The organism is Desulfoluna spongiiphila (assembly GCF_900101345.1).
Classification (GTDB): domain Bacteria; phylum Desulfobacterota; class Desulfobacteria; order Desulfobacterales; family Desulfolunaceae; genus Desulfoluna; species Desulfoluna spongiiphila.
The window spans coordinates 40,109-55,801 of the sequence record NZ_FMUX01000008.1; the positions used below are offsets into that span (position 1 = coordinate 40,109).

Here is a 15,693-nt window from a genome sequence, read left to right on the forward strand (position 1 = left end):
ACGGGGTGTGTATACCCTTTCAGTTCAGATCCGTATACGGGGTATCACGGCCTGTCTGACCGCCAGTCAAAAAATCTCACGGCCTACGTCAGAACAATTGACAAAACAGCCATATCCTACTACTGACAATGTGCTATTGCCAGCCACCGGCAATCCGGTCGGGAGCCGTAAAAGACTCCTGGGGCATAAACAGATTTTCAACAACACGGGAGCCCATGAGCCTGCTTGACACCCCGGTCCAAAGCCGAGAGAAAATGAAACGACAGGACGCCGACAAGTCGTGGTATCGACTGGATAACGCCGGAAAATTATTCCCCTCCATCACCTCGACACGAATTTCGACGGTCTTCAGGGTCTCGGCGACCCTTGTGGCCCCCGTGGACAAGAGCCTGCTGCAGGACGCCCTGGATGCCGTCATCCCGCGGTTTCCCTATTTTCAGGTCACCCTTAAACGGGGCCTTTTCTGGTACTATTTCGAACGGTCCCACGAGCAGCCCCGGGTGGAGGAGGAGATCTTTTATCCCTGCATGTTCCTGATGTACAAAAAGCGGGGGGTGTTTCCTTTTCGGGTCCTTTATTTCAATCGTCGGATCAGCCTTGAGATCTCCCACAGCGTGACGGACGGAACCGGGGCCCTTGAGTTTCTGAAATCACTCGTCGCAGAATACGCACGGATCGCCGGAGTCTCCTTTGCCCGGGACGACACGATATGCCATGCCGGTGATGAGCCGGACCCGGAAGAATTTGAAGACTCTTTCCGCGCCTATTACCAAAAAAATATCCCCCAGCCCCATCAGGTGAGCAGGGCGTATCTCTTTCCCTTTGAGCTCCTGCCCAAGGGTGAATATTCCATTGTCACCGGGATCATGAAAACCGAAGAGATCCTTGAGGTATCCAAACGCCATGGGGCCACCGTAACGCATTATTTCACGGCCCTTTATTTTGATGCCGTCCAGCAGTATCTTAAGGTATCAGGGGAGAAGAACCCCAGTCCGGTGGTCCTTAACGTACCGGTGAACCTGCGGCGACTCTTTCCCTCCAGGACCATGCGCAATTTTTTTGTAAGCATCACCCCGTCCCTGGATTTCCGGCTGGGGCATTTCTCCTTTGAGGAAATCCTGGCGCAGGTGAAGCACGCCATGGGAATGATGGCCACCACACAGTATTTAAGGCAGCTCATCTGCCGAAACGTAAAGCCGGAAATGCCCCTGATGGTCCGGCTCATGCCCCTGTACGTCAAAAAATTGGTGACGCGACTGATTTTCAGGGAGTTCGGCGAAAAAAACAACACGAGCAGCATCTCCAATCTCGGCAACATCATCCTGCCCGACGGGCTGGCTCCCTTTGTGGAGCGATTTGAATTTTACCCCCCGCCGGGAAAGCAGAATGTAGTCAAAATCGGTATTGTATCCTATGCGGGGAAGGTCTATGTGACGTTCGGGAGCCTCACCGAGGATAAAATCATTGAGCGGTATTTTTTTCGAAAGATCAGAAAGATGGGCATCCGCGTCAAAATAGAGACAAACGCTTTGGTATAAAGGCCCTTTGCTTTTCTGCCGAAACACGCAACAACACGAAGGAAAAAGGCATGGCACAGGCTTTTTTCCTTCAGCCGTAAGGGAGATCATCATGCCATATTGCCCGGGATGCGGGGTGGAAGTGGAGTCGGTCGTGCGAAGCTGCCCGTTATGCGATCAGGAGATACCTATCATTGAAGGAATAAACGATGGAAAGGGGAGGGCGGATGAAACATTTCCCGCCCCCGCAAACATCTACGGAAAAAAGCTGAGGCGACTCAAAAACCAGATTTTCTTCAGCGTGACCCTGGTTGTCGCCTGTGCTCTTTTTACCCTTGGCTTTCTTCATTCGTTTCTTCATATGCAGAGCATGTCCATCCAGTACGGAGTTGTCGGCGTCGTATCCGCCTGGTTTTACGCCCTGCTTATCCTTGGGTATGTCCCCGGCATCAACCATACGATCATGGGATTCGGCATTGTCAGCGCCCTGCTTGTCACGGGAATCGATGCCATGGACAGCCAGATAACCTGGGCACGGGGCATCGGCGTGCCGCTGATCGTCCTTGCAACGGCCATGGCCCTGGCCGTAATACGGATCTACAGGCGGTTCAGGCACAAAAACCAATACGTGGTCATCCCCATCTATCTGTGTACCTGCGTTTCGATTTTCTGCCCGGCCATTGAGCTGATTATCGACCTTCACCTCACGGGTGCCGTGGCCCTGTCCTGGTCTGTCATCGTTTTTATCCCGCTCATGACCCTTGCCTGCCTCCTGCTCGGCCTCTACCTGAAACTGCCGGAACGATTGAGAAGCAAAATCAAGAAAAAACTTCATATCTAAAAAAGAGGGGTAACTATTCAGCTTATGCCTCCGGCGGACCTGCCGGGGGCTAAACTTTTAAAAAGTTTAACAAACAGGTCTTAAAAAAACTGCTTGAATGCATTTCGTTTTAAAGGCGGATGCGCTTTGGCCCGAGGGACGAGGGGCAAAGCGCATCCGCAACCTGCTTTCAAGGTGGCACACCTTGCCGCCGGAGGCTGCTTTTTGGAGCTGAATAGTGACAACAACAAAGAGGGACAGGTTCTTTCTGCGCCCTCAGCCCTTGGCTCTGTCCCACGCCAATGGCAGGTGCCAACGGCTCACACGGGCCTTTGCCCAAGGGACCTGTACCGCAGCGAATCGCGACCGTCCCGCCTGCCACGATCTGAGCCGGTATTCCGTTGACACGACCATGGCTGTAAAATCGTGTGGTTATCCGGATAAATATCTGCTACTCATCTAACTGTCAGACGCATCATTTATGACCATCCCCAAAGGGAAACCAGCCATGAACAAAAAACGATGTTTCACATGGGTGGCGATTCTGCTGCTGATGCCCCTATGGGCCTTCGCCGCCTCTTTTCCTGAAAAACCGACCTCGGAGCACTTCTACGTGGACGAGGCAGGATTGATCGATGCCGAATCAGGGACCCGAATCGATGAGGCGGCATCGGCCCTCCTTGCAGAAGAGAGGATCCCGCTCTATGTGGTCACCATCTCCTCTCTTGCCAGCTACGATGCCGTGACCATGCGAATCGAAGAGTATGCCGCGGATCTCTTCGACCACTGGGGCATTGGCTCGCAGGACCGCAATTACGGAATCCTGCTGCTCGTCTCCCAGGGAGACCGCAAGGCCCGCATCGAGCTGGGGGCCGACTGGGGCGGCGGCTACGACTATCAGGCCCGACAGGTCATGAACGAACTCATCATCCCCGCGTTTAAGCGCGGCGATTACGCCACCGGGATTGCCGACGGGGTGCGTGGCCTTGATGCCATGGCCCGGGGCCTTGCCCTGCCCAAGCCCAAAAGTCCCTGGTGGGTTTTTCCCGCAGTGGCAGGGGGCCTTGTCCTTGTGGTGATCATGATCATCAACCTGTTTCGTTCAGGGCGAAAGGGATGGGCCTGGGCCCTCCTTGGCGTGCTGGGTGTTATTCTCTTTTTTATCATCCGAGCCATGCTCTCCAGCGCAGGCAGCGGCGGGGGCTTCGGAGGTGGTTCCTCCGGCGGCGGCGGTGCAACGGGATCATGGTGACCAGCATGAAAAAAGCAACCCATCTGTTTACAGACGACGAAATCCGAACCATTGAATCCGCCATCGGCGAGGTGGAAAAGACCACATCCGCCGAGGTGGTTCCCGTGGTCGCCAGCGCCTCCGGACGCTACGACCGGGCCGAGGATCTGTTCGGGTTTCTGTTCTCCCTGCTTGTGCTCGGGTGCACCTGGGGATGGCTTCACGGCATGGCACCTGCTGCGGACGCATGGGGAGAATCACCGGCTTTCGGCCTTCCCCTTGCGGCGGTTCTTGTGGTCCTTGCCGTCTCCTTTTTTATCGGCATGGCCCTGGCAAGCCACTTCCCTATATTGAGGCTCCCCCTCATCGCAAGGCGCGAGATGCAGGAAGAAGTGGAGCGCCGTGCACGTGAAACCTTTCAACGCCTGAAAGTCAGAAAAACCGAACACGCCACCGGCATCCTCATCTATGTCTCCCTGTACGAGCATATGGTCCACGTGGTCGGAGACGACACCATCAACGCCACACTCTCTCAGCAAGACTGGACGGTCCTGTGCGACATCATTATCAGCGGGTTTAAAGAGGGCAGGCCCGAGAAGGGAATGACAAAGGGCATCCTTCGTTGCGGCGAGCTCCTGGCCCGCCACTTCCCCATTCAACCCGGGGACACAAATGAACTGGTCGATACGCTTCACCTCATCGATTAGAGGTGAATGTGCTGAGCTTTTTTATCTAATAGCCTGCCCTGGGAGGTCCCTCGGGCAGGCACGAAGGCACCCATGAGAAAACCCGGCAATCCATGCCTTGTTGTGGCAGGGTGGTGCAGCGTTTCCATCGCCGCGCTGCATGTCGCCATTATCTTAGGGGGAGGCGACTGGTACCGATTCGTCGGTGCTGGGAAGAACATGGCCGCCATGGCCGAAAACGGGTCATGGATTCCCATGGGCCTCACACTGACGATTATCCTGATCTTTCTGATGTTCGGCCTCTATGCGTTTTCCGGTGCCGGGTATGTCCGCCGCCTTCCGTTTACGAAGGCGGCCCTTGTGGTTACTTCGTGTGTTTACCTGACACGGGGCATAGGCAGCATCCCTGTCATTGTCTTTGTCGAGCATCCGTACCTGGCCGACATGACCACAAGAATCGTGTTTGTATTTGTCTCCTCGGTGCTCTCTTTAATCATTGGGGTCGTGTACGGAATCGGCACCCTGGCTCTCTGGGCAAACGGGGCAGGCGGGAAAGGTCCATGACAGATCACGGCAGATGGGTTACCGTCTTTGTGGGCGCGGGCCGAGGCGTTGGCCAGGGGCTTCTCGTGTCGGCCTTGTTGCTGTTCAGCCGCCGGGCAACAGAACAACCTCATTTAAGAGAAAGCACACCAAAAAATGTTTTACCGACAGATCGACAGGCACCTTCAACTCCGGCTGTCCGTTCCGCAATTCGCCGACGAGTTGTTTCAACTGACAGAGACAAACCGCGACTACCTGAAAACATGGCTTCCCTGGCTCGACTCCATCCAAAAGCCGGAGGACACGCGCCGGTTCCTCGACCTTCAGCTGCATCGCTTCAGCAAGGGGCTGGCCCTGCATGAGACGATCTTCTATGAAGGGCGCATCGCAGGGGTCCTCGGATACAACCTGTTGGACCACACCAACGGCATCGGGCAGATCGGGTACTGGATGGGCGAAGAGTTCACCGGTAAAGGTATCATGACCCGGGCCGTCAAAGACCTTATCCTCCTCGGATTTCACTATTGGGACATCCAGAAGGTGGAGATCAGGTGTGGCGTTGCAAACAGCAAAAGCAGGGCCATCCCCGAAAGACTTGGATTCACAAATGAAGGGACCCTTCGCAGGGCTGAAAAGTTCTACGATCACTACCGGGACCTTGTTGTCTACGGCCTGTTACAAGACGAAACAGAGTAAGGGACGGCCCACCGTGACGAAACAACGCATCCGATACCACACCTTTTTCACCTGCCTTGAGGGCCCCATGGCCAAGCCGGGTTCCATCAAACGCGCGTCGGTGATGGCGGGCTTTTTTTTCGATATAGATCTTGCCTTTCTCTTTCCCTACATCAACGCCGTCATACCGGGGGCCGAACTCCATGAGGCGCCTTCATTGATCCGTTTTGAAATGGACGGGGTCTTCTGCGTGCTCTATCCCTCCCGCTGTTTTGCCACCCCCTTTGCAGATCGGGAGGAGGCCGGAGCCTTCAGAGACAAGATGATGTCGCGTTTAAATGAGATTCAGGCCACAAGAGACTCCATCGTTCCCAAACACAAGGTGTTCAAACACATTGCCGTCCCGGATATCTTGAAACTCCTGCCCCTGACCAACTGCAAGGCCTGCGGATTTCCAACCTGCCTTGCCTTTGCCTCCATGGTCTCAAGGCAAAAAGCCCTTCCAAGTCGCTGTCCCCACATCGGTCCTCCTGTCAGTGAGCAGGTGACCTACCCGGTGCTGGATGCTGCCGGGCGCCCCGTGGACGCCATTACCTTTGACGTGGACACCGCCCACGACCCGCAAAAGACCGTCCCCCCTCCCAAGGCTCCGCCCCAGTTTCCCCGCGCCATGGATGAGGCCAACGCGACCCTCATGGCCGCCCTAACCCCGAGGGAAGTCGAGGTTCTGGCGCTTCTGGGCAAAGGATTCACCAACCCGGAAATTTCTGCCGAGCTCGGTATCAGCCCCCACACCGTGAAAAGCCACGTCACCCATCTTTTCAATAAACTGAACGTCAGCGACCGCACCCAGGCCGCGGTCTGGGCCGCGCATCGTAAGATAATCTGATCCGTCCGGGGCGACAGAAAAAGCATGCCTTCTATGGTTAAAGGCGGGTTAGTCACAGAGGCCTCAGAGAAAAAAAGATGCCTCCGGCGGCAAGGTGAGCCACCTTGAAAGCTGGTTTCCCCTGGGCTTTTCCCCTCGTTCCTCGGGTCAAATCCCAGCGAAATTCTGACAAGATATTGTATGATTATTTATTTCCGGCGGCCTTAAACCACATCGGCATTCATGTGTGATGTGCCTATTTATTTTTTGTCTGGACCCTTAGGGAAAACACGTTGAAAACAAGTCGTGAATGCGCTTTCCCCTTCGGTCCTCAGGGAAAATCACATTCGCTATTGATTCAGATTAAACGGAGTCTGTTTTTAAAACCTGTTTGTAATAAATCAGGCAAAAGTTTAGCCCCCGGCAGGGCCGCCGGAGGCTATGTTGAATTCACCAGTAAACACTCTTTTTTGTTGCGTCTCCCCCAAATGGGGGATGTTTTTTCATGGCGTCTCTTCTATGGAATTGGATAAAAGCGAGGGCAACTTCAACGGCTCCGTATCTGCCGAGAAACACATCCCATAAGGAGGGTGCCATGAGTCAATTCAGCAACGCCATGGAAATTTTCAAGCTCCTGCCCAGGACAAACTGCCGGGACTGCAACGAATCCACCTGCCTGGCCTTTGCCTCCAAGGTCTTTCTGGGCCAGAAGCCCCTGGATCGCTGTCCCCATGCGAAGCCTGCCCCTGATGGTGGGGGAGAGAAGGAGAAGGGCGGCGGAAAAAACCTGGACGAACAACGGGAAGAACACTTCAAGGCCTTGAAATCGCGACTGGCCTCATTGGACCTCAACGCAGCAGCCGAGCGGGTGGGCGGTGTCTATGAAAACGGCAAGCTCACCCTGCGAATTTTCGGCAAGCCCCTTTCGGTGGATAACGCGGGAAACCTCTTCTCGGATATCCACCTTAATCCGATGATTTCCTCTATGGTATTCAAGTACATTCTCTCCTGCGAAGGAGCCGAACTCACAGGAGACTGGCTCCCCTTACGGGAGCTAAAAGATGGCAGAGAAAAAAACGGGCTCTTTGTGCAACGCTCGGAGCTTCCCTTTAAAGCCCTTGCCGACACATATCCCGATCTGTTTGAAGAGCTGATCGTTCTCTTCAATGGAGAAGCCATCGACGAGCGATTCCAATCCGACATCTCCCTTGTGCTTCGGCCCCTTCCAAGGTTGCCCATCCTTGTCTGCTACTGGAAACCCGATGAGGGGATGGACTCGGACCTGCACCTTTTCTTTGACGCCTCCGCTGATAAGAACGGCGGCATCGATACCATCTACACGGTTGCCTCCGGTATTGTGATGATGTTCGAAAAAATCGCCCGGAGGCATTGGAGTATATAGAGAACTCAGTCGAACAGGCTGAGCTGCCGACCGTGGATGATTTCATTGTAGGAGGTACCGAAGAACATCATCACCGCATCGAAGATGGGGACCAGCTGTTTTTCGATGTAGTGGGGGTAGTCCAGGTCGGGGTGGGGGAGTTCTACGGGGATGGGGCCACGTAAGGTCATGACGTAGCGGCTCTCCCGGGCATTGGCACCGGCATCACCCAGCAGGAGGGCGGCTTTCACGTGGGGCGGGATGGTTTTCGTGTACTCTCCGGGAGGTTTGGTCAGGCGCTTGCGGTAGATAAGGTCCGCGTCATAAACGTGGTTTTTTAGGTCCGTCACCTTCTGCTTGATCCAGGCCTCCACCTCGTCGTCGCTAAAAATCCGCTGGAACAGCTCAAACTGGAGATCCCGCGCAAAACGGGTCCAGTCAGACCGCACAAATTCCAGGCCGGTGATGACAAGCTCCTCTTTTCCGCCTGTAAGCACCGTACCGGCGTAGCGTTTTTTTGCGCTCTCCCCGCCGCCCCGTAAGGAGGGAAGGAAAAACCGGGTAAAGTGCTTTTCGAACTCCAGCTCCAGCCGGGAGACCACCCCGAACTCCTCTTCGATCTTTCGGGCCATGAAGGTGTTTAGCTCGGCCACCAGATTCCGGGGGGCGACCTCGCCCTCGGCTATTTCCGAGGCCTTCAGGCAGACGAATACCGAATCGGTGTCCCCGTAGATCACCTCATAACCCTGCTCTTCCAGATACCGCCGGGTGGTCTTCAGGACCCACTGGCCCGTGCCCGTCACCGCAGAGGGGAGGTCAGGGTGGTAAAAACGACAGCCCGGGGTCCCCATGACACCGTAGAAGCTGTTCATCAAGATCTTGATGGCCTGGGAGAGGTGCGGATCACCGGCCTTTTTTGCCTGCTCCCTGTTTTCCATGAGGGTCTGGATGTACCCGGGGAGCACATGCTCAGACCGGGAAAAAAAGATTCCCGGCGGGGTGCCCGAAGGTGCCGTCTCCGCCCGGAGACGCGATAGGGGATCGATGTGAAAGGTCCTGATAATGGACGGATACAGGCTTTTGAAATCCAGCACCACCACATGCTCGTAGAAACCCGCCTCCTTGGAGAAAACAAAGCCCCCTTTGGCGTGGCCGGCGCTCTCCACGTCCCGGACGTTGGCCGCCACCAGCCCTTTGCGGTGAATCTGGGGCAGCATAAAATAATCGAAGGCAGCCACGGACATGCCCACCCTGTCCATGGGAAGGCCGCTGATGATGGCCCGCTTTAACAGGTGATCAATGAGCCCCGTCTTCTCGAAGATATCCGTAACCAGGGTACAGTCCAACAGGTTGTAACGGGCAAGGGCCACCTTGTCTTCCCGGAAACGGCGCTCGATCTCCGCCACCTTGTCGACCCCGTCGCCGATGTCTTTTCCCGTGCCGAGAAGTTCTGAGGCCACGGTCTCCAGCCGGAAGTTGTCAAAGGAATAAAAGGCTCCCCGAAGGGCAGGGGGGCCGTCGATGACGACCCTGCCGCAGGCCTCGACCCGGTATATGCCTTTGCGGATCTCCCGTATCCTGGGCGGCTTCCGGTTTCGCCCGATCAGAAAAGGAATCCCCAGTTTTTTGCACTTGCCTTCAAGGAAGAGCAGGTCAAACCCGATGACGTGCCAGCCGATGAGGATATCCGGGTCAAACCCTTTCAGCACCCTGAAAAAGCTCTGAAGAAGGGCCTTTTCCGTTGGAAACCGGTACATCAGCCCCCCGCCGGGAAGGGCCTCGCACGGGCACCCCGGGAGCCTGTCCCATTGGGTGTGTGCAGCGGCTCCCTGCTGCCGGGACTGCCCGTCCAGCATCAGGACGATGCCCTCGGAGACCGGGAGCCCGTCATCGCCCCTGGTCACCGGGGCCGTAAAGTGACAGGCCACGGAGTACAGCTCGCCGCGTTGGCCTGTTTCGATGTCCAGGGAGAGAACGGAAAAAGACGGCATCGCGTCTGCTTTGCGGATTGTGGGATCGGTAAACCGGATCAACCCGTCCTGAACCCGTGAGGGACCATGGATTTCGACGCCCCCGTAAACAAACCGCTCCATAAGATAACGGTCCTCCGGGTAGACATCCGCTTCAAAGGTCTGGACGCTTGACTCTTCACAGAGCTTGCGGGCTTTGTAGTGTGCGTTTCGGCTCCCAAAGTAGAGGGCATCCACCGGATGGCCCTGGAAATCGGTCAGCTCCACGGCGCGCCGTTCATATGGCGGCAGCTCCGAAGGAAGCGGGATTCCCCGGTGGATAAAAAACAGGGGGCGATGGGTGGTGATGGTGATCTCAAAGGGTCCCCGGGCACTGGTTCCGACATACCGGAGGCAGTGAGCATCACGCGTGTCCACGCCTTCGCGCGTCAGTATGTACCCTTTGAGCGTATCCATGAACGGGTTCCTTTAAAGCCATTCCTTTGGCGTTGTATTTCCCTGTAATCTATGGTCCATTGGACCTTGCCTGCATTGGCAGGGCGACTGTGTCCCATGGGTGTCAGGCCCTTTGCGTACCCACAACACTAAACTGTTCTACACAAAAACGCACACAGGAAAACACCATGTCCCTATCCAAGCGCCGTTCCCTGATCCTTCCGGCTCTTCTCCTCACGGTGATGCTCGCATCGTGTGCTGCAAAAACAGAGTCCAAACACACCGAAGATGCCTTTGAATGGGCCCACGGGGATCCCGTTGCCTTTCTGGAGTTTTTACGGATCAAAAAAAACGACCCCTGCCCGACCTTTGCCGTTGCAGGGGTACCGGATACCTGGCTGAAAAAGGAACACATCCCCCGGTTGCAGGAACGGCTGGATTCCCGGGAACCATGCGCCAACGTGCACAGCATCTATTCATCACTGAGGGACTGCGACCCATCGACCGTCGGCCATGAGGCGGCATTCTTGATTGAGGGATTCAGGAAGGGGAGCTACCCTCCGGGGATGAACTCCGGAAGGGCCGTATTGGATGTGGAGGCCTTAACCCGGATATTTCACGGTAACTGCATGGAATAACGCTTTATTGCTTTGGTCCAATCGTTTTCTTATGAAATATTCGGGTTAAAACGCCTGGATGAATAAGGGGGGATCTGCTGCCGCAGCCCCCCTCAACAGGATCGATGCCCCTTTACTTCATGGCAGCCTTGATTTCCGCTTCAAGGGTTTCGCTTGTGGGGATCAGGGAGACGTGCTTGATCTCCCCGTTGATGAGCATGGCCGGTGCATTTTCAAGGCCCACCTTTCCCATAAACGAGACATTTTCAGGATACATGATGGAGCGTTCCACCACCTTGACCTTGTCCCCGAAGCACGCTGAGCCGTCCTGGGCCGAGGCGAGCATGTAGCCGCAGGCCGCGCAGGTCTGGGCGTCGATGGTGACCACCTCGATGAGGACGTGGTCAAGGTTTTCGTAATCGGGGAGCTCGATCTCCGGAAGATCCTCTTTTTTCACGTAGGTCTCAAGGGCTTTTCTCACCGCTTCTTTGTTGTTGACGGCCATGCCGATGCCCACGATATTCTCCGGGGGCACGTTAAAGGGCACGTCGCACCCCGGGGCCAGGATAAAATCCCTGGTGCCCAGGGTATCCATAAGATCGATGGCCGCCTTCTGGTTGTCCTGCTGGGACCCGAAGAGCATGGTGATGGTGAGCTGGAGGTTGCCGGAGATCAGGACCCCGTGCTCATCGGTCACCTTCTTGGCTTCCACGATGTCCACGTTTTCGTCGATGGCAATGGCATCGGGCCGGGTTTCGCACATGGCCGGGATGTTTTTGGTGGCGTCTCCGCACACAAAGAAGGTGGAAGGGATCTGCAGGTCCCGCAATTTCTTGAAATAGGCGGCAAAGGGCTCGCTCAGGAACTGCTCGAAAGAGGCGGGGGAGATCTGGGAGACCAGGGGATCCACCGCACCGATGACGTCGCATCCCGCCTCCGCGAGAAATCCCGAGTATTCGCTTACCACCTCTTCACAGTAGTTGATCAGCTCCTTGACCTGGTCCGGGGCGGTGTACATGTCCATGAAAATATTGGTGCCGCGCAGGTGAGACGCCAGGGTAAAGGGGCCGCAGACCAGTCCGTACAGGGCAATATCGGGCTTCATCTGCTTGAGGCGCCGGGTGGCCTCCATGATGATGGGAATTCGGCCATCCTCTCTGGTCAGGCGGCGGGTGGGGATGGTAAATTCGTTGGCCAAAGGATGGCTGCTGACGGTGGGCGGGGTGTTGGGGTACCACTTCAGATCGCACCCGAGGATCTCGGCCTCCACCTGCAGGTCGAACATCACAGGGAGCCCGTCCGGGGCATACTGTGCCTCGGCTTCCAAGAGGCACTCAACGAGTTTATCGACGTCCTGAAACATCTCATCGGCAGCATACCCTTTAAGGTTCGCAATCTGGGCTCCGGTGTAGGGGACCCAGGGCGTGCGGGGAACGTCTTCGTGGTTGAGAGCTTTCAATATAAGGGCTTTACCATTCATCGTCATCCTCCTGGTTTTCTATGGGGTGTCATGTTTTTTACCCGGTGCCACAACGCCACTCGGCGAAGGATTCAACGGTTCGGGCAGAGGGGGCGATGCCCCTTGAAACGACGGTACTATGGCACGTGGATGACGAGAGTTCAACACAATATGGTAATATTTATTTATGATTCCATATTATGAAAAATCAAACAGAAAAACGACCCAGTTCCTGGCGTCGAATCAGGCTGTCCTTACAGTGCGTTACAATGAATACTGCCCACGATCAGGTAACCGTAACAGGTAAGGAGGGATACCCGTCGGTACGATGGCGGCAGGCAATGCCAAGGGGCCGGGGCGTCGTAAAACGCGCCCCGGCCCGCTGGGCGCAAGCTATTCGCTGTCGAGGGCTTTGGCCACCATGTCGCCGTAGCGATACGCTTCCCAACCATTTTTATCATCGATGAGGGTATAGCGTCCCGCCTTCACCGCACCGTCGGCCTCGGCCAGGCGGGCCAGTCGATGATAGAGGGATTCTGCGGTCCGGCTGCCGTCGTAATTTTCCGGAATGTAGGTCCGGTTGACAGACACCCGAAGGAAGCCCTCCTTGGTGTGCCGCGCACGCACCTCAAGGACGCGGCCTTTTCCGTTGGTAAAGTACGTGGCCTCTCCACCGTTATGCTCCATGGCCTGGGTCCCCAGGGCGTGGAGTTCCGTTCCCGGGGCTGCCTTGCGACCGAACAGAAAATCGAGGCCTGACGCTGACGCAGGGGAGATAAAGGTAAAAAGGGCCAGCAGCAGCAAGGCTGCGGTATAAAGCGGACGTTTGTACTCTGTGATCAGGTTCATATTTATCTCCTGTGGGTTGTGGGGAAAAAGCGCCTGCCATATCTATTGCTGAAATTGCAGAGGCTGTGGTGCTCTTTTCGCCCGTATGGGTTTAGGTACTAAACAATAAAAGTAAAAAAAACTCAGGCCGGTTTCTCAAGCACGACGCCGAGGGTTCGCCGCTCTGAAAGTGCTTTAATCACATGAAATCCGCTTTCTTCTGCTACAAAGACCTCATGATCAAAGGTTGCCTGCGAAACATGTCCGGCGGGCTCGGAGAGCAACAGCCGCCCGCCCGGTTTCAGCACTCGAAACGACTCCTCAAAAAGAGCCTTCGCGTCGGGGACTTCATGGACCACAGCCGATGCAAGCAGGAAATCATAGGGTTGTCCGGGGGTCTCCAGGTGAAGGGACGTCCGGGAGCAGACCCGGTACTCCATCACAGCGTCCACCCCGGCCTTGGCGGCCCTCTTTTTTAACTTTTTGAGCATTTTCGACTGGATATCCACACAGACCACCCGCCCGCTGGGCCCCACCATGTCGGCCATGGGAAGGGAAAAGAATCCCATGGCACTGCCGATGTCTCCCACGGTCATGCCGGGCTTCACATACGGGGTTAAAAGGGTCTCCGGATTCTGAAGCTTTTTCCGCAGTGGGTTTAAGAGAAGGTATCCGACCCAGAAAGGGCATACGCTTTCGCTCATGGCTTTGCTCCTTGATGTTATGGTTTAGGTGCTAAACTTTAACCAAAAGGTATAGCACCTAAACAAAGCTGTCAATACAATTTCACACACTTTTTTCAAACGGATTGGTTCGCGGGGGCAAAGGCTCGACCGAAGCACTGCGTTCTGGTGCGGCTTCTATGGGCGGAGACGGCCATGCCGCAGCGGAGCAGGGTGTCCACCCCTTACGGGATCTTTTTTATGAGAGAGACAAGAGGCTTGTTTGCAAGGGGTCTTGATCGCCCGCACCGCCCGAGTGATGTCGGCACACCGCAAGAAGGCAGCAGCCATGGCGCGGCCTGAAAGCCAGAGCACATCCTCGGCAATGACACGTCACATGGAGCGCCGCACGGCCGTGCGGCTTTAATGAATGCAGGGGGCTGTCGGCCCGTGCATCGCACGTTCTAACCGAAAGCCCGGAACACGTACGAAGGGGTTGTTATTCTTCGAGGACCTGGTCGCAAAACCGCTCGATGGCTTTAAAGACAGATACCATAAAGGCAATCTTCTCTTCGTCGGCCTCTTCAATGAGTTCCAGAAGGATGGGGTCGATACGGGAGTGAAACTTTTGATGGGACGTGTAGGCGATTTTGCCGGCAGGGGAGAGCATGAGCAGGACCTCGCGGTCCGATTTTTCATCTTTCATCCGGACCACCATCTCTTTGTCCACCAGTTTGCGGATCACCTGGGAGACAGCGCCCTTTGTGACGCCCTGCAGGACAGCAAGGTCCGTGACATTGATGCCGGGATTCTTCCCGATGGCATCAATGGTGTGGATTTCGGACGGGTACAGAAGAATATCCGTCCCGAAATAGCGGGGTTTTTGTTCGATGCGCTTCATCTTGTTCATCACTTTGTGAAAGATGGTATCGAAGGCTGCGAACTTTGCATAAATATAGTCTGATTCCATGGCCTGACTGTATAGTCACTAAACCTATTTGTCAACCGACGGCAGGCCATGGCGGGATCTTGATCAAAGAGAGATCTTGACACATACATACACGAATGTATATAACGAGCCCGCTTATTTTACATACACCGAAGAATGTATCCTACACACCACCAAAGGAAGATTTTGCAATGCAAGCTGTAACGAAGCACACTGTCCGAGGCGCCCTTGTTGTTCTGATGATTTTATTGTGGGCCGGAGGAGCCACCGCGGCCGAGAACGGCCGGGAACTCAGTATCGGATTTGGGGGAGCCGCCTCCTCCCGACTTTATAAGGGCCTGGAAAACGACAAGCGTTATCTGCCCATGCCGCTGATTTTTGGAGAAGACCGCCGCTTTTTTGTGGAAGGCATCAAAGCAGGGGTGAAGATCATAAACATCGAGCAATGCCGTTTTGATGTGTTCCTGGCCCGCGGCCTCAACGGGTACGAGGCATCGGACAGCCCCTACCTTGAAGGCATGGCCGAGCGAAAAGAGGCCATCGAAGCCGGCGCACGCATCACGTACTGGAGCCCCGTGGGCGGCATCAAGCTCAGCGGCAGCCTGGACGCATCGGACACCTACAACGGCGGGGAAGCCTCCCTGGCGTACATGGTTCCCGTTCGAACCGATCGGTTCACCCTGATTCCTTCGGTGGGTAGCACCTGGCGCAGCGGCAAACAGGTGGACTACTATTACGGTGTGCGGGAAAACGAGGCCACCGACGATCGGAAGGCATACAAAGCAGAGGCCGACGTAAGCGGTTTTGTCGCCATGGCATTTGAGGTACCCCTGGCAGCCAGATTGAAAATGGTGGGGGGCGTCAAGGCAGAGTACTTCGGCGATGAAATCCACAACAGCCCCATTGTCAACGAAGACTACATCGTGGCCGGTCACCTGGGTGTGGTGGTGACCCTGTTGTAGCCAAAGGGGTCGGGGACATGGGCACCGTGGTCCCCGGCCAGACAAAAGTCGCCTGTTGACGGATGAAATGATTCGCCGAATATGATACAA

At 55.6% G+C, this 15,693-nt stretch carries 15 protein-coding genes; 10 read left to right on the forward strand and 5 right to left on the reverse strand.

Annotated features, from left to right (window positions below; translation table 11 throughout):
* The first annotated feature begins 254 nt into the window (after positions 1–254).
* The 8 genes from BLQ12_RS12010 to BLQ12_RS12045 all read left to right on the forward strand — a co-directional run bounded on the left by BLQ12_RS12010 (position 255) and on the right by BLQ12_RS12045 (position 7,742).
* Positions 255–1,538 (forward strand): hypothetical protein, encoded by a 1,284-nt coding sequence (locus BLQ12_RS12010; RefSeq protein WP_175469703.1) that lies wholly within the window; start codon positions 255–257, stop codon positions 1,536–1,538.
* 91 nt (positions 1,539–1,629) lie between these two features.
* Entirely contained in the window at positions 1,630–2,358 is a 729-nt protein-coding gene (locus BLQ12_RS12015; RefSeq protein WP_092210903.1) for a DUF6320 domain-containing protein, read from the forward strand.
* 487 nt (positions 2,359–2,845) lie between these two features.
* Positions 2,846–3,589, forward strand: coding sequence for a TPM domain-containing protein (locus BLQ12_RS12020; protein WP_175469704.1), 744 nt, complete (start codon positions 2,846–2,848; stop codon positions 3,587–3,589).
* Between the two features lie 5 nt (positions 3,590–3,594).
* Positions 3,595–4,275 carry a TPM domain-containing protein gene (locus BLQ12_RS12025; protein WP_175469705.1) on the forward strand — a complete coding sequence of 227 codons (681 nt, stop codon included), beginning with the start codon at positions 3,595–3,597 and terminating at the stop codon, positions 4,273–4,275.
* 72 nt (positions 4,276–4,347) lie between these two features.
* Positions 4,348–4,818 (forward strand): hypothetical protein, encoded by a 471-nt coding sequence (locus tag BLQ12_RS12030; protein WP_092210906.1) that lies wholly within the window; start codon positions 4,348–4,350, stop codon positions 4,816–4,818.
* 135 nt (positions 4,819–4,953) lie between these two features.
* Positions 4,954–5,493: a GNAT family N-acetyltransferase gene (locus tag BLQ12_RS12035; protein ID WP_092210907.1), complete on the forward strand. Its 540-nt coding sequence runs from the start codon at positions 4,954–4,956 to the stop codon at positions 5,491–5,493.
* Positions 5,494–5,506: 13 nt separating this feature from the next.
* Positions 5,507–6,361 (forward strand): LuxR C-terminal-related transcriptional regulator, encoded by an 855-nt coding sequence (locus BLQ12_RS12040; RefSeq protein WP_175469707.1) that lies wholly within the window; start codon positions 5,507–5,509, stop codon positions 6,359–6,361.
* Between the two features lie 574 nt (positions 6,362–6,935).
* On the forward strand, positions 6,936–7,742 hold the full coding sequence (locus BLQ12_RS12045) for a DUF3786 domain-containing protein (protein ID WP_092210909.1): 807 nt from the start codon (positions 6,936–6,938) through the stop codon (positions 7,740–7,742).
* A 5-nt stretch (positions 7,743–7,747) separates the two neighbouring features.
* Here BLQ12_RS12045 and BLQ12_RS12050 read toward each other — a convergent pair whose 3' ends face one another.
* Positions 7,748–10,147, reverse strand: a complete 2,400-nt coding sequence (locus BLQ12_RS12050) for a DNA polymerase II (protein WP_092210910.1) — start codon at positions 10,145–10,147, stop codon at positions 7,748–7,750.
* A gap of 167 nt (positions 10,148–10,314) precedes the next feature.
* Here BLQ12_RS12050 and BLQ12_RS12055 point away from each other — a divergent pair, with 167 nt between their 5' ends.
* Complete coding sequence (locus BLQ12_RS12055; protein WP_092210911.1) at positions 10,315–10,764, forward strand: hypothetical protein; 450 nt, start codon at positions 10,315–10,317, stop codon at positions 10,762–10,764.
* A 112-nt stretch (positions 10,765–10,876) separates the two neighbouring features.
* Here BLQ12_RS12055 and BLQ12_RS12060 read toward each other — a convergent pair whose 3' ends face one another.
* The 4 genes from BLQ12_RS12060 to BLQ12_RS12075 all read right to left on the reverse strand — a co-directional run bounded on the left by BLQ12_RS12060 (position 10,877) and on the right by BLQ12_RS12075 (position 14,662).
* Positions 10,877–12,223, reverse strand: coding sequence for a uroporphyrinogen decarboxylase family protein (locus BLQ12_RS12060; RefSeq protein WP_092210912.1), 1,347 nt, complete (start codon positions 12,221–12,223; stop codon positions 10,877–10,879).
* A 372-nt stretch (positions 12,224–12,595) separates the two neighbouring features.
* On the reverse strand, positions 12,596–13,051 hold the full coding sequence (locus BLQ12_RS12065; protein WP_092210913.1) for a hypothetical protein: 456 nt from the start codon (positions 13,049–13,051) through the stop codon (positions 12,596–12,598).
* A 122-nt stretch (positions 13,052–13,173) separates the two neighbouring features.
* On the reverse strand, positions 13,174–13,734 hold the full coding sequence (locus BLQ12_RS12070) for a methyltransferase domain-containing protein (RefSeq protein WP_092210914.1): 561 nt from the start codon (positions 13,732–13,734) through the stop codon (positions 13,174–13,176).
* Positions 13,735–14,191: 457 nt separating this feature from the next.
* Positions 14,192–14,662 (reverse strand): MarR family transcriptional regulator, encoded by a 471-nt coding sequence (locus tag BLQ12_RS12075; protein WP_092210915.1) that lies wholly within the window; start codon positions 14,660–14,662, stop codon positions 14,192–14,194.
* A gap of 170 nt (positions 14,663–14,832) precedes the next feature.
* Here BLQ12_RS12075 and BLQ12_RS12080 point away from each other — a divergent pair, with 170 nt between their 5' ends.
* Positions 14,833–15,603 carry a MipA/OmpV family protein gene (locus BLQ12_RS12080; protein ID WP_175469709.1) on the forward strand — a complete coding sequence of 257 codons (771 nt, stop codon included), beginning with the start codon at positions 14,833–14,835 and terminating at the stop codon, positions 15,601–15,603.
* Positions 15,604–15,693 lie beyond the last annotated feature (90 nt).